At 64.3% G+C, this 18,573-nt stretch carries 18 protein-coding genes; 11 read left to right on the forward strand and 7 right to left on the reverse strand.

The window, feature by feature from the left end; all coding sequences use genetic code 11:
• Positions 1 to 2: 2 nt before the first annotated feature.
• From AC1RUK_RS17625 to rsmA, 7 genes are all read left to right on the forward strand, one after another.
• Entirely contained in the window at positions 3 to 365 is a 363-nt protein-coding gene (locus AC1RUK_RS17625; protein WP_481834588.1) for a hypothetical protein, read from the forward strand.
• Positions 352 to 1,554, forward strand: coding sequence for an LPS export ABC transporter permease LptF (lptF, locus tag AC1RUK_RS17630; RefSeq protein WP_481834587.1), 1,203 nt, complete (start codon positions 352 to 354; stop codon positions 1,552 to 1,554). The genes AC1RUK_RS17625 and lptF overlap by 14 nt, the downstream gene beginning before the upstream one ends.
• 33 nt (positions 1,555 to 1,587) lie before the next feature.
• Positions 1,588 to 2,670, forward strand: a complete 1,083-nt coding sequence (lptG, locus tag AC1RUK_RS17635) for an LPS export ABC transporter permease LptG (RefSeq protein WP_481840070.1) — start codon at positions 1,588 to 1,590, stop codon at positions 2,668 to 2,670.
• Positions 2,670 to 5,090 carry an LPS-assembly protein LptD gene (locus AC1RUK_RS17640; RefSeq protein WP_481840071.1) on the forward strand — a complete coding sequence of 807 codons (2,421 nt, stop codon included), beginning with the start codon at positions 2,670 to 2,672 and terminating at the stop codon, positions 5,088 to 5,090. The genes lptG and AC1RUK_RS17640 overlap by 1 nt, the downstream gene beginning before the upstream one ends.
• 249 nt (positions 5,091 to 5,339) lie before the next feature.
• Complete coding sequence (locus AC1RUK_RS17645; RefSeq protein WP_436175807.1) at positions 5,340 to 6,272, forward strand: SurA N-terminal domain-containing protein; 933 nt, start codon at positions 5,340 to 5,342, stop codon at positions 6,270 to 6,272.
• Between the two features lie 74 nt (positions 6,273 to 6,346).
• On the forward strand, positions 6,347 to 7,375 hold the full coding sequence (gene pdxA, locus AC1RUK_RS17650; RefSeq protein WP_481834584.1) for a 4-hydroxythreonine-4-phosphate dehydrogenase PdxA: 1,029 nt from the start codon (positions 6,347 to 6,349) through the stop codon (positions 7,373 to 7,375).
• 10 nt (positions 7,376 to 7,385) lie between these two features.
• Positions 7,386 to 8,222: a 16S rRNA (adenine(1518)-N(6)/adenine(1519)-N(6))-dimethyltransferase RsmA gene (rsmA, locus tag AC1RUK_RS17655; RefSeq protein WP_481834583.1), complete on the forward strand. Its 837-nt coding sequence runs from the start codon at positions 7,386 to 7,388 to the stop codon at positions 8,220 to 8,222.
• A gap of 48 nt (positions 8,223 to 8,270) precedes the next feature.
• On the opposite strand, the gene gmk is transcribed toward rsmA, so the two are convergent.
• From gmk to fabD, 7 genes are all read right to left on the reverse strand, one after another.
• The gene (gene gmk, locus AC1RUK_RS17660) at positions 8,271 to 8,927 is read right to left on the reverse strand and encodes a guanylate kinase (protein WP_481840072.1); all 657 of its coding nucleotides are present in this window, start codon (positions 8,925 to 8,927) and stop codon (positions 8,271 to 8,273) included.
• Between the two features lie 5 nt (positions 8,928 to 8,932).
• Positions 8,933 to 9,823, reverse strand: a complete 891-nt coding sequence (locus tag AC1RUK_RS17665; RefSeq protein WP_481834582.1) for a YicC/YloC family endoribonuclease — start codon at positions 9,821 to 9,823, stop codon at positions 8,933 to 8,935.
• A 174-nt stretch (positions 9,824 to 9,997) separates the two neighbouring features.
• Positions 9,998 to 11,230 carry an endolytic transglycosylase MltG gene (mltG, locus tag AC1RUK_RS17670; protein ID WP_481834581.1) on the reverse strand — a complete coding sequence of 411 codons (1,233 nt, stop codon included), beginning with the start codon at positions 11,228 to 11,230 and terminating at the stop codon, positions 9,998 to 10,000.
• Positions 11,231 to 11,332: 102 nt separating this feature from the next.
• Positions 11,333 to 12,595 (reverse strand): beta-ketoacyl-ACP synthase II, encoded by a 1,263-nt coding sequence (gene fabF / locus AC1RUK_RS17675; protein ID WP_481834580.1) that lies wholly within the window; start codon positions 12,593 to 12,595, stop codon positions 11,333 to 11,335.
• 34 nt (positions 12,596 to 12,629) lie between these two features.
• Positions 12,630 to 12,866, reverse strand: coding sequence for an acyl carrier protein (locus AC1RUK_RS17680; protein ID WP_006203723.1), 237 nt, complete (start codon positions 12,864 to 12,866; stop codon positions 12,630 to 12,632).
• 202 nt (positions 12,867 to 13,068) lie between these two features.
• Entirely contained in the window at positions 13,069 to 13,806 is a 738-nt protein-coding gene (gene fabG, locus AC1RUK_RS17685) for a 3-oxoacyl-[acyl-carrier-protein] reductase (RefSeq protein ID WP_481840073.1), read from the reverse strand.
• Between the two features lie 61 nt (positions 13,807 to 13,867).
• Positions 13,868 to 14,809, reverse strand: coding sequence for an ACP S-malonyltransferase (fabD, locus tag AC1RUK_RS17690; protein ID WP_481834579.1), 942 nt, complete (start codon positions 14,807 to 14,809; stop codon positions 13,868 to 13,870).
• Positions 14,810 to 15,086: 277 nt separating this feature from the next.
• Here fabD and AC1RUK_RS17695 point away from each other — a divergent pair, with 277 nt between their 5' ends.
• The 4 genes from AC1RUK_RS17695 to rpsR all read left to right on the forward strand — a co-directional run bounded on the left by AC1RUK_RS17695 (position 15,087) and on the right by rpsR (position 18,437).
• The gene (locus tag AC1RUK_RS17695; RefSeq protein ID WP_481834578.1) at positions 15,087 to 17,012 is read left to right on the forward strand and encodes an LTA synthase family protein; all 1,926 of its coding nucleotides are present in this window, start codon (positions 15,087 to 15,089) and stop codon (positions 17,010 to 17,012) included.
• Positions 17,013 to 17,156: 144 nt separating this feature from the next.
• Positions 17,157 to 17,375: a hypothetical protein gene (locus AC1RUK_RS17700; RefSeq protein ID WP_436175797.1), complete on the forward strand. Its 219-nt coding sequence runs from the start codon at positions 17,157 to 17,159 to the stop codon at positions 17,373 to 17,375.
• A 313-nt stretch (positions 17,376 to 17,688) separates the two neighbouring features.
• Positions 17,689 to 18,189, forward strand: coding sequence for a 30S ribosomal protein S6 (gene rpsF / locus AC1RUK_RS17705; protein ID WP_023672722.1), 501 nt, complete (start codon positions 17,689 to 17,691; stop codon positions 18,187 to 18,189).
• Positions 18,189 to 18,437 (forward strand): 30S ribosomal protein S18, encoded by a 249-nt coding sequence (gene rpsR, locus AC1RUK_RS17710; RefSeq protein ID WP_006203718.1) that lies wholly within the window; start codon positions 18,189 to 18,191, stop codon positions 18,435 to 18,437. Before rpsF ends, rpsR begins: the two co-directional genes overlap by 1 nt.
• Positions 18,438 to 18,573: the final 136 nt, after the last annotated feature.

An 18,573-nucleotide genomic window follows, 5' to 3' on the forward strand; every position in this document is an offset into this window, starting at 1 on the left:
AGGTGCTGCTTTCAGGGATGCTGGGTGCCGGACACCGGCTTTCAAGAGTGCGCGACATTTGGTCGTTTTACGGCATTTGGCAAGACTTTGGCCGAAATCGCAGCCTATATGCGCGCCTCGACCATTATCGGATTCGTCGCGGCATGACCCCGCTCCCTTGTCGCAACCTATTGTTAACCATCAATGTTTTGCATTTTTTATCCATTGGCGCCGACACTCCGGCCGCCGGGGCGAGTGATGTGGGACGAAAAACCGGATCGAGCCGCCAATGGAGCCAGTTGTGCAGGCGTCGCCGGATGACTACCTTGTCCGCGGGCATGATGCCGTTCGGCAAAATCGAGAAAAGCCTTCATGAAGGTCGTTGAACGCTACATCATGCGTCGGACATCGGCGGTCTTCCTGGCTGCGCTGACCTGGACGCTGGCGATCGTGTGGACGACGCAGGTGCTGGCCAAGATCGACCTCGTCACCGACAGCGGCCAGTCGGCGCTGACATTCTTCGAGGTCGCCGCGCTGATCATCCCGTCGATCATCCCGATCGTCGTGCCGTTCGCGCTGGTGGTGGCGGTCGCCCAGACGCTCAGCGTCATGAACACCGATTCGGAACTGGCGGTGATCAATGCCGCCGGTGCGTCGCGCTGGACCATCGCGCGGCCGATCCTGTTGCTGGCGCTGGCGGCAAGCGTCTTTTCCTTCGTCGTCGACAATGGCGTCGACCCCTATGCCAGGCAGAAGAACCGGCAGCTGGTGGCGGCTTCGCGCGCCGACCTGGTGTCGCTGATCATCCAGGAAGGCACGTTCCGCAAGATCGACGACGGCCTGTTCCTGCAGGTCGGCGAACGGCTGCCCGACAACAGACTGGGCGGCATCTTCGTCGCCGATTCGCGCGAGGAAGGCGCCAACCTGATCTATTACGCCAAGAGCGGCAGCATCGTCGAAAAGGGCGACGAGAAGGTGCTGATGATGAATGACGGCGTCATCCATCGCAAGACGCTGACCGGCGACCTCTCGGTCATCCGCTTCACCTCCTACGCGTTCGACCTCTCGGCCTTCATGTCGGCCGCCAACGAAATCACGCTTCTGCCGAAGGACCGAACGACCCAGTACCTGCTCAACCCGAGCCCGAACGACAAGATGTTCCAGCGCAACCCGGGTGGCTACTCGGCCGAACTCGAGCAGCGCTTTTCCGAATGGTCCTACTCGCTGGTGTTCGCGCTGATCGCGCTGGCGGTGGCGGGCGACGCGCGTTCGCATCGCGAGGCGCGCATCCACCCGCTGATCACCGCAATCGTCATTGCACTGTTCGTGCGCTGGCTTGGTTTCTTCGCCGCCGGCAAGGCCGACAAGGTTCCGCAATACGCCTATATGGTCTTCGGCGTGCCGATCGTGGCCTCGGCGATCGCCGGCTGGTTCATCCTCTCCTCCAGGACCATGGAACTGCCGGACGCCTGGGCGGACTGGATGACCAACCTCGCCGGCCGCGCCAGCGAAAACTGGACGGCCCTCAAGCTGCGCTTCGCCAAGCGCGGCGCCTCCGGCCAGGGAGCCGGCTGATGGGCCGGACACGCTAATGGGCTGGACACGCTAATGGGCTGGACTCTGGGCCGCTATTTCTTCTTCCGCTACGTGTCGATCACGGTGTGGTTCTTCCTCGGCCTTTTGGCGCTGGTGTTCCTGATCGACTTCACCGAGCTGTCCGGCCGCACCACCGGCCTGCCGGGCTTCACCTATGGCACGGCGTTCGCCATTTCGGCGCTCAGGATGCCGATGATCATGCTGCAGACGGTGCCGTTCGTCGGCCTGTTCTCGGCGATGGCGACGCTGGTGTCGCTCAACCGCAAATACGAGCTGGTCATTGCCCGCTCGGCCGGCGTCTCGGCCTGGCAGTTCCTGTTGCCGTGCTGCATCGGGGCACTGATGGTCGGCATGCTGTCGGTCGGCGTGCTCAACCCGGTGGCGGCACATGCCTTCTCCTGGTCCGAGCAGATGGAAAGCCAGCTGCGCGCCGGCAAATCCAACACCGTTTCGGCCAACTCGGCGCCGTGGATCCGGCAGAAGACCGGTTCCGGCGACACCATCATCGGCGCCCGCGCCATCCTCAACCAGGGCCTGGAGATGGCGGATACCGTCTTCTTCGTGCTCGATCAGCAAGGCAACATCGTCGAGCGCAAGGACGCGGCGCGTGCCTTCCTGCGCGACGGCTATTGGGAATTGCAGGACGTCAAGGTGTTCAAGGACGGCACCATCCGTTCCGAAGCGACCGACCGGGTGGACACCAATCTCAAGCCGGAATTCGTGCAGGAACGGCTGGCCCGCCCGGAAACGATCCCCTTCTACGACCTGCCGGGCAAGATCGAGGTTGCCCGTTCCTTCGGCCTCAAGGCAAATGCCTTCGCCATGCAGTTTGATTCGCTGGTGGCGTTGCCGTTCCTTCTCGTCGCCATGACGCTGATTGCGGCAACAGTATCAATGCGATTTGCAAGGATGGGGCAGTCGGCGACGATGATTCTGGGTGGCGTCCTCGCCGGCTTTCTGCTTTATGTCGTTTCGGTATTGGTCAAGGCATTCGGCGTCGCGGGATTCGTGCCCACAGCCGTGGCTGCATGGGTTCCGGTGGTCGTGGCTATGTTCTTCGGGGTGACGTTCCTGCTGTACAAGGAAGACGGCTAGTGAGGGGGGCGGTTTTGCGCAGCCATAGGCAGGCCGGTTTGGCACGCCTTTATGGGGCGAGCGCCTTGGCATGCCTGTTCGCCTGCGCGTTCCCGCTGGCCCCTGCGCTGGCGCAGGACGTCACGGACGTGGCGACGAACGTTCCTTCCGGCTCGCAGATGCTGCTTGCCGCCGATACGCTTGTCTACAACAACGACGATCAGACCGTGACCGCGGTCGGCGCCGTGCAGATCGACTATGGCGGCAACAAGCTCGTCGCCCAGCGCGTCGTGTACAACCGCAACACCAAGCGCATGGTCGCCAGCGGCGCCGTCGAGATCATCAACAGCGACGGCACCAAGATCAATTCCGAGCATATCGACATCACCGACGATTTCGCCGACGGCTTCGTCAACGCGTTGCGTGTCGAAACCCCGGAAAAGGCCTATTTCGCCGCCGAAAGCGCGGAACGCATGGGCGGCGTGCTGACGACCTTCCACAATGGCGTCTACACGGCCTGCGAACCCTGCGAGGACAAGCCGGACAAGGCGCCGACCTGGCGCGTCAAGGCGCGCAAGATCATCTGGAACGGCGAGAAGAAGACGGTTCGCTTCGAGAACGCGAATTTCGAGTTCTTCGGCTTTCCGCTTGCCTATCTGCCGGCGTTCGAGATCGCCGACCCGACGGTCAAGCGCAAGAGCGGCTTCCTGATCCCCGGCATCAACTACAAGACCGACCTCGGCTTCGGCGTCAAAGTCCCCTATTATTTCGCACTGTCGCCGACTTACGACCTCACCGTCGCCGGGACCGGCTACACCAAGCAGGGCTTCCTCGGCGAGGCCGAGTGGCGCCAGCGCTTCAACAATGGCCAGTACACGCTGAAGATGGCCGGCATCCGGCAGGAGAACCCGGAAGAGTTCATCAACAGCAGCGGCTACAATGTCGATTCAGGTGCTGCCGGCGATCCGAACAAGTTCCGCGGCATGATGGGCACCAAGGGCCAGTTCGCCATCAATCCACGCTGGAATTTCGGCTGGGATGTGCTGCTGCAGAGCGACAAGAATTTTTCGCGCACCTATGCCATCGACGGCTATAGCGACGTCACGCACCAGTCGATGATCTACCTGACCGGCCTCGACGGCCGCAATTACTTCGATGTGCGCGCCATGCGCATCGAGGTCCAGGAGAACACGCTGTCCAGCGATCCGTCCGCGCGCGCCGCCCAGCAGCCATGGGTGCTGCCGTCGCTCGACTATGCCTATATCCCCGACATGTCTGTCGCCGGCGGGCAATTGTCGCTCAACGTCAATGCCCGGGTCATCAGCCGCGACCGGCTGGATGAAGCCTTCGAAACTGCCTATGACGACAGCACGCCTGTCGAGCGGGTGCCCGGCATCGAAGGCCAGTCGAGCCGCCTCACCGCCGAAGCCGAATGGAAGCGCACCTTCACCACCGATGGCGGCCTGCAGCTGACGCCGCTGCTGGCGCTGCGCGGTGACGCCGGCTATGTCAACGCGACCTCGAACTCGCTCGCCGCCATCAACGAGATGGCGACGAATCTCGGCGTCGACGACAACATGCGCACCTCGCTGTCGCGCTACATGGCGACCGCCGGGCTCGAAATGCGCTGGCCGGTGCTGTTCTCGATGCCGAGTTCCAGCCATGTCGTCGAGCCGATGGCGCAGGTGTTCGTGCGCCCGAACGAGCAATATGTCGGCGGTCTCGCGGTGCCCAACGAGGACGCCCAGAGCTTCGTCTTCGACGCCTCGACGCTGTTCGAGCGCGACAAGTTCTCCGGCTATGACCGCGTGGAAGGCGGCACGCGCGCCAATGTCGGTTTCCGCTATTCCGGTGCCTACGAGAATGGCTGGAGCACCAACGCGATCTTCGGCCAGTCCTATCAAATGGCGGGCGAGAACTCCTTCACAGCTCCCGACCTGGTCAATGTCGGTGCCTATTCCGGACTGGACAAGCCGACCTCCGACTATGTCGGCCTGATCGGCTTCAACAGCCCGAGCGGCTTCTCCGGCTCGCTCAGCGGCCGCTTCGACGAACAGAGCTTCGACGTCCGGCGCGCCGAGGTGAAGGCCGCCTATTCCGGCCTGCCGGTTTCGCTCAGCGCCAAATATGCCTTCATCCAGGCGCAGCCCCTATACGGCTTCACCACCGATCGCCACGAGGTCACGCTCGGCGCCTCGACGCATCTTGCCGAGAACTGGCGCGTCTTCGGCACCGGCACCTACGACTTGGAGCAAAGCGTTCTGGTCAATGACGGCGTCGGTTTTGCCTATAACGATTCCTGTTTCACCTATTTGATGACGTTCTCCGAATCGCGCGACACTGTCACCAGGGAAGTGTCGCAGAATGTCGGCTTCAACCTGTCGTTCCGCACGCTCGGCGATTTTGGCTCGACACAGACCTCGATCGACTCAATCCAGTAAGCAGACGGGCCAGTAAGCAGACGGGCCAGTAGCAGACGGGCCGGTAGCAGACGGGCCGGTAGCAGACGGGTTTTGGGTTGCGACATCGTTTCGCCGTATAGAGCGGGCACGGGTTTCGATCACAGCGCATGACCCCGAAAATCGAGATCGATTTTCGGAAAGGATCATGCGCAGAATTAAGATGCTACAGCGTCCTTTGCGCGTCCGAGGAACGCGCGGCGCTGTAGGGAGCGGGATGGAATATTTGGGATGCTTTCGATGAGGAAATATCTGTTTTCGGCAGGATTCGCGCTGCTGATCGCGGCAACCTCGATCTCGATCACGGTCATGACGCCGCCGGCTTTCGCCAGCGAGATCAAGTACGTCGTCAACAACGTGCCGATCACCTCCGGCGACATCGCGCACCGGGCCGCGTTCCTGCGCCTGCAGCGCAAGAAGGGCGATGCCGCCCAGGAAATGATCGACCAGACGCTGCGCATGGCCGAAGTCAAGCGCCTCGGCATCAAGGTCACCGACGAGCAGGTCGACGCCGCCTACCAGCGCTTCGCCACGAACAACAAGATGCAGCTCAAGCAGCTCGACGGCGTCATGGCGCAGTCGGGTGTCAGCAAGGAGCATTTCAAGGAGTTCATCCGCGCCCAGATGGCCTGGAACCAGGCACTCAGCGCCCGTTACCGCTCGGGTGACGGCGGCTCCGTGACCGAACAAGACGCGGTCAGGCGCATGCTCGACAAGGGCGGCTCCAAGCCGACCGCCATGGAATACATGCTGCAGCAGGTCATCTTCGTGGTGCCGGCGTCGGAACGCGGCGCAACGCTTGGCAAGCGCAAGCGCGAGGCCGATGCCATGCGCGCCCGCTTCAACGGCTGCAACACCACGCGCGAATTCGCCAAGGGCCTGATCGACGTCACCGTTCGCGACCTCGGCCGGGTGCTGGCGCCGCAATTGCCGGCGGAATGGGCCGACCAGATCAAGGCCACCAAGGTCGGCGGCGCCACCGCCACGCGCGAGACGGAGCGTGGCGTCGAGTTCATCGGCATCTGCTCGTCGCGCGAGGTGTCAGACGACAAGGCCGCGCAGATGGTGTTCCAGAGCGAAGGCAACAACGACAAGAACGCCGACGATCTCAGCAACAAATACGTCGAGGAGCTGCGGAAGAAAGCCCGCATCGTCGAGCGCTAGGCCGTGGTCGGACAAAAAGACAGGGCCCTGCCCTCTCTCGGTCTGGACGGGTCGGCCGGCGAAGCAGCATAGACATGCGCCGAACAGATGCCCCGCTGGCCTTGAGCGTCGGCGATCCGTCCGGTGTCGGCCCGGAAATCGCCATCGCCGCATGGCAGGCTGGCGACAGCGCCGGCGTGCCGCCCTTTTATCTCCTTGCCGATCCGGCGCTGATTACTGCGCGGGCGCGCCAGATCGGCGCCAGCGTGGCGATCGCGGAAACCATACCGGAACAAGCAGCGCGGATCTTTCACCGCGTCCTGCCGGTTGTGCCGCTCGACGCCGCGCAGATCGACAGGCCCGGCAGGCCCGACAAGGCCAACGCCGCCGGCACCATCGAGGCCATCGACCGCGCCGTGGCCGACTGCCTCGGCGGCCACGCCGCGGCGGTCGTCACCTGTCCGATCGCCAAGAAGCCGCTCTACGATGCCGGCTTCCGCTTTCCCGGCCACACCGAATATCTGGCGCATCTGGCCACGCTCCACACCGGCGCCGAGGTGACGCCGGTGATGCTGATTGCCGGTCCCGAACTGCGCACCGTTCCGGTCACCATCCATATCCCGCTCTCGGAAGTGCCGAAGGCGCTGACGACGGAGCTGATCGTCGCCACGGCCCGCATCACCGCCGCCGACCTCGAAAGCCGCTTCGGCATCGCCAGGCCGAGGCTGGCGATAGCCGGCCTCAACCCGCATGCCGGCGAAGGCGGCTCGATGGGACTGGAGGACCTGCGCATCATCCGTCCGGCGGTCGACCAGTTGAGGGCGGAAGGCATCGACGCCTTCGGGCCGCTGCCGGCCGATACGCTGTTCCATGCCCATGCCCGCGCCGGCTATGACGTGGCGCTGTGCATGTATCACGACCAGGCACTGATCCCGGCCAAGGCGCTGGCCTTCGACGAGGCGGTCAACGTCACGCTCGGCCTGCCCTTCATCCGCACCTCGCCCGACCACGGCACGGCCTTCGACATCGCCGGCCAGGGCATTGCGCGCGCCGACAGCCTGATCGCGGCGCTGCGGCTTGCCCGCCGGCTTGCCGACAGCGGGGCGGAAGCAGCGGCCGCATGAGCATGTCTGCATGAGCATCGACGGGCTGCCGCCGCTGCGCGAGGTGATCGAGCGCCATGGGTTGCAGGCGAAGAAGGCGCTCGGCCAGAATTTCCTGCTCGACCTCAACCTGACAGGCAAGATCGCGCGCGCCGCCGGCGACCTTACCGAGACCACGGTGATCGAGGTCGGCCCCGGCCCAGGCGGGCTGACGCGGGCGCTGCTTTTCAGCGGCGCCAGGCGGGTCGTCGCCATCGAGCGCGACGAGCGCTGCCTCGAGGCGCTGGCGGAGGTCTCGAACCACTATCCCGGACGGCTCGAGATCATCGCCGGCGATGCGCTGAAGACGGATTTTTCCGCTCTTGCCGAGGGTGCCTCGGAAGGCGGCCCGGTGAAGATCGTCGCCAACCTGCCCTACAATATCGGCACCGAACTGTTGATCCGCTGGCTGACGGTGACCGTATGGCCGCCCTTCTATGCTTCGATGACGCTGATGTTCCAGCGCGAGGTGGCGGAGCGCATTGTCGCCAGCCCCGGCAGCGACGCCTATGGCCGGCTCGGCGTGCTGGCCGGCTGGCGCACCGAGGCAAGGATCGCCTTCGACGTGCCGCCGCAGGCGTTCACGCCGCCACCCAAGGTCACGTCCTCGGTGGTGCATCTGGTGCCGCGCGCCAGCCCCTTGCCCACTGACGTGAAGAAGCTCGGCCGCTTCACCGAGGCCGCCTTCGGCCAGCGGCGCAAGATGCTGAGGCAGAGCGTGAAAAGCCTCGGCGGCGAAGCCCTCCTGATGCGCGCGGGCATCGACCCGACGCGGCGCGCCGAGACGCTCAGCGTCGAGGAATTCGTGCGGCTGACGAATGCGGTTTGAGAAGCTGCCGATCTCCCCCACAAGGGGGGAGATTGACGCTCCACCGCCTCACTCCGTCTTCTCGTCCAGCAACCCCGAGACGAAGTCGAACAGGCCTGGCCGGCGGTCGCGCCTCAGCCGCTCGGCGATGACGATGCCGCGCACTTCGGCGAAGGCGCGGTCGAGATCGTCGTTGACGATGACGAAATCATATTCCTTCCAGTGCTCGATCTCGTTGCGGGCGTTCTTCAGCCGGGTCTCGATCACCAATTCCTGGTCCTCGGCGCGGCGCTTCAGCCGCGCCTTCAACTCCTTCATCGACGGCGGCAGGATGAAGATCGAGACGATGTCGGCGCGCATCTTCTCCTTGAGCTGCTGGGCGCCCTGCCAATCGATGTCGAACAGCATGTCACGGCCTTGCGCCAGCGCCAGCTCCGCCGGCTCGCGCGGCGTCGCGTAGCAATTGCCGTGCACCTCGGCCCATTCGAGCAGCGCATCGGAATCGCGCAGCCGTTCGAACTCGCGCATGGTGCGGAAGTGATAGTGGACGCCCTCGATCTCGCTGCCGCGGCGCGGCCTGGTGGTGACCGAGACCGACAGTTCGAGGCTTGAATCGCTTTCCAGAAGATTGCGCGCGATCGTCGACTTGCCGGCGCCGGACGGCGACGACAGCACCAGCATCAGCCCGCGGCGGCGGATACGGGAACCCAAATCCCTGGCGACCATTCGGGCTACTCCAGATTCTGGACCTGTTCGCGAAACTGATCGACGACCGCCTTCAGGTCGAGCCCGATGGCGGTCACCGCGGCGGCATTCGACTTGGAACACAGCGTATTCGATTCGCGGTTGAATTCCTGCGCCAGAAAATCGAGCTTGCGGCCGATGGCGCCGCCATTGGCGAGCAGCACCCGTCCCGACGCGACATGTGTCTTCAGCCGGTCGATCTCCTCGCGTATGTCGGCCTTGGTGGCGAGGAAGGCAGCTTCCTGATGCAGCCGGCTGGCGTCGAGATTGGCGGAGGCATCCATCAGCAGGCGGACCTGCTCGGCAATACGCTCGCGGATCGCCGCCGGTTCGCGCGACGGATCTGCCTCGGCCCTCAGCGTCAGCGCCTCGATGGCATCGATGTGGCCGCCGAGCAGCGAACGAAGTGCATCGCCCTCGCTCTGGCGCGCCTGCTCCAGCCCGGCGAGCGCCACGTCCAGCGCCGACAGGATCGCCGCATCGAGCGCGGTCCGCGCCTCCTCGGTCTCTATGGCTTCCGGGAAATCCAGCACGCCACGCAGCGCTAGCAGCCCATCGGCCGTCGCAGGGGCCACGCCGAACTGCTCCTGCAGCCGCTTGGCCAGTCCCGCCAGATCCTTCAGGAAGTCTTCGTTGACCACCGGCTGGGTTTGCGCACCGGCGGCCCGGCCGACGGTCAGCGTCGCCTGGAAGTTGCCGCGCGAAAATCGCTTCTGCGTCGTCTGCCTGACGGCCGGTTCCAGCCGCTCGAAGCCTTGCGGCAGCCGCAGCCTGACCTCGACGCTCTTGCCGTTGACCGACTTGACCTCCCAGGCGATCGAGGTGCCCTGGTGTTCGGCGACCGCGCGCGCAAAACCGGTCATGCTCTGCAAATTCATGATGCCCGTACGCCCCTTGGCGCGTGATCCCGGAACTCATTCCCGATCAAACCACGCGCGGCTACAAAATGCCGAAACGTCCAATGCCTTCAAGCCGGCGCCGCACGCTTTCTTCAAATATCAGCGCATCGCTTGCGTTAAACCCGCAAGGGACGATTTCAAAACCACCCGGCGCTACTGGGCGGCCCCCGCATCGCCACCGGCGTCGCCGCTACCGCCAGCATCGGCGGGGGCATCGGTCTGGCCCTCCACCTTGGCGGCTCCATCCTTGGCGGCGTCGTCGGCCTGCTTCTTCTGCAGTGCCCGGTAGCGGGCGACGTTCTGGTTGTGCTCTTCCAGCGTCGAGGCAAAGACGTGGCCGCCGGTGCCATCGGCGACGAAATAGAGGTCGTCGGTCTTCGACGGATTGGCAACCGCCTCGAGGGCTGCACGGCCCGGATTGGCGATCGGGGTCGGCGGCAGGCCGTTGATCAGATAGGTGTTGTAGGGCGTCTGCTTGTCGATGTCCGACTGGTAGATCGGGCGGTCGGCGGGTTTGCCCTTGCCGCCGAACAGGCCGTAGATGATCGTCGGATCGGACTGCAGACGCATGCCCTTGGCCAGCCGGTTGAGGAAGACGGCGGCCACGCGCGAGCGCTCGTCGCCCTTGCCCGTCTCCTTTTCGACGATCGAGGCCAGCGTGACGAAGTCCTCGATATTGGCCAAAGGCAGATCAGGCGCGCGCCGCTGCCAGACCTCCTCGACCAGCTTCTTCTGGTCGGCCAGCAGCTTGTCGACAATCTGTTGGCGCGAGTAGCCGCGCGTAAAGCGCAACGTGTCCGTAGCAAGACTGCCCTCGGACGGCTCGGTCGCGGGCATGTCGCCGGTCAGCGCATCCTGGTCGGCGATGCGCTGCAGCGCCTGCTCGACCGTCAACCCCTCCGGGATGGTCAGCGAATACAGCACCGACTTGCCGCTCTTCAAAAGCTCCATGATGTCGCGCATCGAAGCCCGGGGCTTGATCTCGTACTCGCCGGGCTTGAGCACCGAATCATTGCCATAGGCGCGCACGCCGAGGCGGAAGATGCGGGCGTCGCTGATCAGCTCGCGCCGCTCGAGCTGGTCAGCAATGTCCTGGACGGGCGTGTTCGGCTTGACCAGGAAGGTGTCGCCGGCGGCCGACGGACCGGGCTCGTTGAACGCCTGCTTGCCGAAATAGAGCGCGGCGCCAGCGGCCAGAACCATCAGCATCACCATCGAGATGACGAAGTTCATGAACACGACGACCTGGCTGCGCGAGGCGCGCGAGCGCTTCGGAGGCGGCGTGCCGGCCTCGGGCCGCAAGGCCTCGGCGGCCGTCTTCGGCACGATCGGACTGGATGCGGCCTGCTGCTGTCCGAATTCTCCGCCGCCCGAATTTGTGTTCATAGCGCCCTACCATCTGTCATTTCGACGAATCCCCTGGGGCAGAGTAGGGGCGAATATGGCAAAAATGACGACAGGGTGCGGGGACGCCTGCCGGCCGGCCGTTCAGCCATTGTAGCTTTGGAAGACGAGCGAGGCGTTGGTGCCGCCAAAACCGAAGGAATTGGACAGCGCCACGTCGATCTGTCTGGAACGCGGCGTGTTCGGCACCAGGTCGATCGCCGTCTCGCGTTCCGGGTTGTCGAGATTGATGGTGGCCGGCGCGATGTTGTCGCGGATGGCGAGGATCGAAAAGATCGCCTCAGCCGCACCCGCTGCACCCAGCAGATGGCCGATCGACGACTTGGTCGACGACATCGAGATCTTCGACGCCGCGTTGCCGACCAGCCGCTCGACCGCGCCGAGCTCGATCGTGTCGGCCATGGTCGAGGTGCCGTGCGCGTTGATGTAGTCGACGTCGGCAGGCGACAGCTTGGCCCGGTTCAGCGCCGCCGTCATGCAGCGGAAGGCGCCGTCGCCATCCTCGGCGGGCGCGGTGATGTGGTGGGCGTCGCCGGTCAAGCCGTAGCCGGTGACCTCGGCATAGATTTTCGCGCCGCGCGCCTTGGCGTGTTCGAGCTCTTCGAGAACGACGACGCCGGCGCCCTCGCCCATGACGAAGCCATCGCGGTCGCGGTCATAGGGACGGGAGGCTTTTTCCGGCGTCTCGTTGCGCTCGGTCGACAGCGCCCGGCAGGCGGCGAAGCCGGCAAGCGAAAGCCGGGTCACCGGCGCCTCGGCGCCACCGGCCAGCATCACATCGGCATCGCCGAAGATGATCAGCCGGGCAGCATCGCCGATGGCATGCGCGCCGGTCGAGCAGGCGGTAACGACGGCGTGGTTGGGGCCCTTCAGCCCGTGCCGGATCGACACCTGGCCCGACACAAGGTTGATGATGTTTCCCGGAATGAAGAACGGGCTTATGCGGCGCGGCCCGCGCTCGTGCAGGATCAGCGCGTTCTCGGCTATGCCCTCGAGGCCGCCGATGCCGGAGCCGATCATGACGCCCGTGGCGCAGCGCGCCTGCTCGGTCTGGGGCTCCCAGCCGGAATCCTTCAGCGCTTCGTCGGCGGCCGCGATCCCGTACAGGATGAAGTCGCCGATCTTGCGAAGTTCCTTCGGCTCGAGCACGGCTTCGGGATTGAGCGTGCCGTTGGAGCCGTCACCGCGCGGAATGACGTGGGCGATCTTGCAGGCAAGATCCTCCACTTCGAACTCGGTGACGCGCTTGGCAGCGCTGCGGCCGGTCAGCAGTTCCTTCCAGCTATGCTCGAAGCCCATGCCGAACGGCGAAACCAGGCCAAGGCCCGTGACGACGACACGCCTCATCGCAGGTCCTCCCCGGTAATGCCTGCGAAAAGCCTCAGGCCGAGGCCTTGTCGATGTACTTCACGGCATCGCCGACGGTCAGGATGGTCTCGGCCGCATCGTCCGGGATCTCGACGCCGAATTCTTCTTCGAAGGCCATGACGAGTTCGACCGTGTCGAGGCTGTCAGCGCCCAGATCGTCGATGAAGCTGGCCTGCTCCGTCACCTTGTCGGCGTCGACGCCAAGATGCTCGATGACGATCTTCTTGACGCGCTCTGCGGTGTCACTCATTTGGGGCATCCTCGTCTTTTGGTTGTCTGTCTTCGTTAGCGGGCGGAATGCCGCTAATCAAGCTGAAAGATGGTCCTGCCGGAAACACAACAAACAGGACCGGTTTTTGCCCGAACCGCCGGGTTGCGGGCCGCATTACACGAAAAATGGCCGAGGTCCAAGCCGAAATGGGCCTTTTCACAACCCGCCGGACCTTGGTCCGTCAGATCATGGCCATGCCGCCATTCACATGAATGGTTTGGCCGGTCACATAGGCCGCTTCATTGGAGGCGAGATAGGCGACCGCAGAGGCGACCTCGGCGCTGGTGCCCATGCGCCGGGTCGGGATCGCCGCCATGATCGTCTCCTTCTGCTTGTCGTTGAGCTTGTCGGTCATGGCCAATTCGATGAAGCCCGGAGCGACGCAGTTGACGGTGATGTTGCGGGTGGCGATCTCCTGCGCCAGCGACTTGGAAAAGCCGATCATGCCGGCCTTCGAAGCGCAGTAGTTGGCCTGGCCGGGATTGCCTGTGACCCCGACCACCGAGGTGATGTTGACGATGCGGCCATGCCGGCGGCGCATCATCGGATGGGTGAGTTCGCGGGTCAGCCGGAAGGCAGCGGTGAGGTTGACCTCCAGCACCGCATCCCAGTCGGCATCCGACATGCGCACGAACAGGCCGTCCTTGGTGATGCCGGCATTGTTGACGAGGATGTCGACACCTTCGAGATCGGCCTCGGCCTTCTGGCCGAGCGCCTTGACCTCGTCGCGGTCGGACAGGTTGGCCGGAAACAGTTTGACCCGGTCACCGAGCTCAGCGGCCAGCGCCTCCAGCTTTTCGACGCGGGTACCATGCAGGCCGACGATGGCGCCCTGCGCATGCAGCACGCGGGCGATCGCTTCGCCAATGCCTCCGGTTGCGCCGGTGACGAGCGCCTTTCGGCCGGTCAGTTCGAACATTTTTGTCTCCTGAATCTCAGAGGACACCCTTTCACATGGGTGGGGTCAAATCGCCAGTGGATTATGCAAGCGTCGCCAGCGCCGCCTCGACGTCTGCCGCCGTGCCGACGGCGGCGGTGGCGACATCGCGGTTGATGCGTCGCGCCAGTCCCGACAGCACCTTGCCGGCGCCGACTTCGTAGAGCGTCGCAACGCCATTGGCGCCGAACCATTCCACCGTTTCGCGCCAGCGCACGCGGCCGGTCACCTGTTCGACCAGGCGGCCCGCGATCTCGTCGGGGTCGCTGGTCGGCGTGACTGTGACGTTGGAAACGACCGGTACCACCGGCGCGTTCTTCGCCACGCTGGCCAGCGCCTCGCGCATGATTTCGGCCGCCGGCGCCATCAGCGCGGAATGGAAGGGCGCCGAGACCTGCAGCATCAGCGCCCGCTTGGCGCCCTTTTCGGTGCAGAGTTTCGCCGCCAGCTCGACCGCGGCCCTGGCGCCTGAAATGACCAGCTGGCCGCCGCCATTGTCGTTGGCGACCTGGCAAACCGAGCCTTGAGCGGCTTCAGTGCAGGCGGCTTCGACATCTGCCTGTTCCAGCCCGATGATGGCCGCCATGGCGCCCTCGCCGGCCGGCACCGCCGCCTGCATGGCGTTGCCGCGCACGCGAAGCAGCCGCGCCGCATCGGCGACCGAAACGAAGCCGGCGGCGGCAAGGGCGGAATATTCGCCCAGCGAATGTCCGGCGACGTAAGACACCTTGTCCTTCAGCGAAAAGCCCCTCGCCTCCAGCGCCCGGATCGCGGCCAGCGACACCGCCATCAGCGCCGGCTGGGCGTTGGCGGTCAGCGTCAGCGTCTCTTCCGGACCCTCCCAGATCAGTTTCGACAGTTTTTCGCCGAGCGCGTCGTCGACCTCCTCGAAGACCTTGCGCGCCTCGGGAAAGGCATCCGCCAGGTCCTTGCCCATGCCGACAGCCTGGCTGCCCTGTCCCGGAAAGGTGAATGCGACGGCCATTTGGGCTTCTCCAGAGGCTGGTTTTCCCTGCCTGTGACGCAAGGCGGACGGCCAAGTCAAGCCCGCGGGCAGCGTTTCAGCCTTCGTTGCGGCCGGGAAAACCGACCGAGTCCCTGTTCCGAAAGCCTTTTTGGCGATCACACCTGATGAAAACCGCTCACGAATCGTTTGCTGGCTCTTCTTATTTTCGCCACAGCCGCTAGCTTTTGCATGACAGTTCTATGACAGATCAGTGACGCGAGTGGGAAAGACGCGTTGCGTGGCCGGGGGAAGTGAAGTGGCAAGGATCAGGAAAGGCGTGACCAAACCCGCGCCGCAGTTTCTGGAAGGCGATCCGTCCACCGGCTATCTGCCGGGGCGGAAGTGGCCCGTCGTCCGCTATGGCCTGATCAGCCTGCTCGTCTCCGCCATACTGGTTTTTGCCATCGAATGGATCGTGCGCGGCGACTTTTACGGCACGGTCGGATTCTTCCTGCAACCCTTCAAACCGGGTTGGACCACCATCATCGTGTTCGCGCTGGTGCTGATCGGCCTTGACGCCGTGCTCGGCCGCAGCCACCAGAGCCTGATGATCGTGGCGCCGCTGACGCTGGCGCTGGCCTTTGTCGGCCACCAGAAGTCGCACTATCTCGGCGACCCGCTCTATCCGACCGATTTTCTGTATTCACGCCAGATCATGTCGCTGATGCCACTTTTGGTGCGCGAGCGGCCGATGACTGCTCTCGCCATCGCGATCGGCATCGTCGGCGGCCTGTCGCTGCTCGTCTATGGCTGGCGGCAGTGGCGGCGCCGGGTGCCGGTCCTCAGCCGCAAGGGGCGCCTTGCCAGGCTGACGCTGACCGTGCCGCTGCTTGCCTTCTTCGTCTCGATCATGGATTACGCCACCTTCTCGTGGACCCGCGACCGGCTGCAGATCATCCCGATCATGTGGGACCAGAAGGAAAACTACGCCTCCAACGGTTTCGCGCTGGCCTTCGCGCTCAACGTGCCGATGGCGCAAGTCTCGGCGCCGGCGGGCTATTCCGACAAGGCGATCGCGGCGATCGACAGGCCCGGGGTGACGACATCGGTGCCGGCCGACAAGCCCGACATCATCATCGTGATGAGCGAATCCTTCTGGGATTCGACCAAGCTGCCCGGTGTCACCATCACGCCGGATCCGATCCCCAATGTGCGGGCGCTGCGCTCGGGCTACATGTTCTCGCCCGAATTCGGCGGCATGACCGCAAACATCGAGTTCGAGGCGCTGACCGGCTTTTCCAACGCCTTCCTGCCGGCCGGCTCCATCCCCTACCAGCAATATGTGCGCTCGCCGACGCCCTCGCTGGCCACCTTCCTGAAGAGTGAAGGCTACAGGGCGCGCGCCATTCACCCCGGCACCAACTGGTTCTGGAACCGCGGCGCGGTCTATGCCGATTTCGGCTTCACCGACTTCCGCTCGGAGGAGACGCTGCCGCCGATGCAGAAGCGCGGGCCGCTGGCCTCCGACGCGGCGATGACCGACGAGATCATACGCGAAGCCGACGCCAGCGAAGACCCGGTCTTCCTCTTCGCCGTCAGCCTGCAGAACCACGGTCCCTACGAGCCGTATCGTTATTACAATCCGACCCACAAGGTGCAGGCGCCGATCAGCACATGGGCGCGGGAATCGCTGCTCAGCTTCGCCGAAGGCTCCGCCGATGCGGACCGCGGCCTCGAGCGCCTGATCGAATGGGCGAGGAAACGCGAGCGGCCGACGGTGATCGCCTTCTTCGGCGACCATCTGCCGCCGCTCGGACCGGTCTATGTCGAGACCGGCTTCATGAAGGACAATGTCGCACCGCGCAAGGAACCGGCCGACCAGATGCTGGAGCATCACCAGACGCCGCTGATCATCTGGTCGAACCGCACCGGCCCGGCCGAGGACATGGGCGCGGTCAGCCCGGCCTTCCTGCCCTACCACATCCTGACCACGGCGGGCATCACGCACCCCTATTATACCGGCTTCCTCGGCGCACTGCGCGAACGCTACCGCGTCGTCGACCGCAACCTGCTCTTGACGCCGGCCGGCGAGGCGACGCCCGACTGGGCGCGGCAGAAGAAGATCGACCCGGCGATCAACGATTTCCGCCTGCTGCAATACGACATGATGTTCGGCAAGCGCCGGGCAGCACCCGACTTCTTCCCCGAGACGGTGGACAAGGCGGTCGCCCACACCAGTTGAGCCTGGTGTTCTTCGACCCTGCGACGCCAAGGACGGCGGTAGTGTCTCAGTTTTGAGATTTGCCCTACCGTCAATCGGCATCGACCTGTCGCATGGCGAGCCGAACTCCTGTATGCTTAGCCGAAAGAGGTGGAGGCTTCTTTCATGAAACGACACCTGACCGACGAGGAAAAGGCGCGCGTTCGCGACAGGCTGACGGCAGTCGAGGGCGCCAGGTACCCGGACCATATCGTTTCAGTCATGGTGAACAGCGAGACCGACGACAACGGCAATCCAGTATGGTCGGTCGTTAAATCATATGACGATAGGGAGGCTGCCTACGGGCACAGCGTGCTTATCAAGTGGCCGGGATGCACCTGGTAACGCTCTCTGGCCGACTATCTGATTTGGATTTCAGACTAAGACACTGCCCGCCCTTGCCTTCCCCGGGAATTGCTGTATAGACGCCCGCAATCTGCCGGTCCTTGCTGGGGGCTGAACGGAGGGCCGTTGCTTTTCTCGAAAAGCGGTGTGTGAAGCCAGAAGCGCTTCCGCCTCCCGTGTCTCCGCTCTCGACCGTCTCGAAATGCTCCTTTCTTCCCGCCCCCCCTTTTACCGGGGATCAGCGGTCAGAGAAGTTGCAGAGGCTTTTGCCGCGAGGGTCCGGGAGAGAAACGAAGAAAGGCACTGATACACTATGGCTCTCTACGAACATGTGTTTCTTGCCCGGCAGGACCTCTCGCAGCAGCAGGTCGATGCGCTTGTCGAACAGTACAAGGGCGTCATCTCCGCCAATGGCGGGTCCGTCGGCCGGGTCGAGAACTGGGGACTGAAGTCCCTCACCTACCGGGTCAACAAGAACCGGAAGGCATACTACACGCTTATGGACCTCAACTGCCCGCCGGCAGCGCTCAACGAGATGGAGCGCCAGATGGGCCTGTCCGAGGACGTGCTGCGTTTCCTGACCGTCAAGGTCGAGGCGCATGAGGAAGGCCCGTCGGCCATGATGCAGAAGCGCGAAGAGCGCTCGGAACGCGGCGGCTTCGGCGACCGTGACCGTGGCGATCGTGGCCCGCGCTCGTTCGGCGACCGCGATCGCGGCGACCGTGGCGACCGTCCGCCGCGCTCGTTCGGCGACGCCGGTGGCGATCGTGGTCCGCGCCGTCCGCGCGAAGGTGTTGAAGGGGGTGCAGAATAATGGTCGACATCAATCAGATCCCGACCCGGCGCCCGTTCCACCGCCGCCGCAAGACCTGCCCGTTCTCCGGCGCCAACGCGCCAAAGATCGATTACAAGGACGTGCGCCTCTTGCAGCGCTACATTTCCGAGCGCGGCAAGATCGTGCCGTCGCGCATCACCGCCGTCAGCCAGAAGAAGCAGCGCGAACTCGCCAAGGCGATCAAGCGCGCCCGCTTCCTCGGCCTGCTGCCCTACGTGGTTCGCTAAGGCCTTTTAGTTTGACCATGATCTTGTCCGAAAACCGGTATCCACTTTTCGGGATCATGGTCTAGCCAGCGGGCGGCTAGCCGCCCGCTTTTTTCCCCACGGCGACGGGCGCCGCAGGGTTCGATCCAAAATCCCG

It is taken from the genome of Mesorhizobium monacense, from assembly GCF_056781675.1.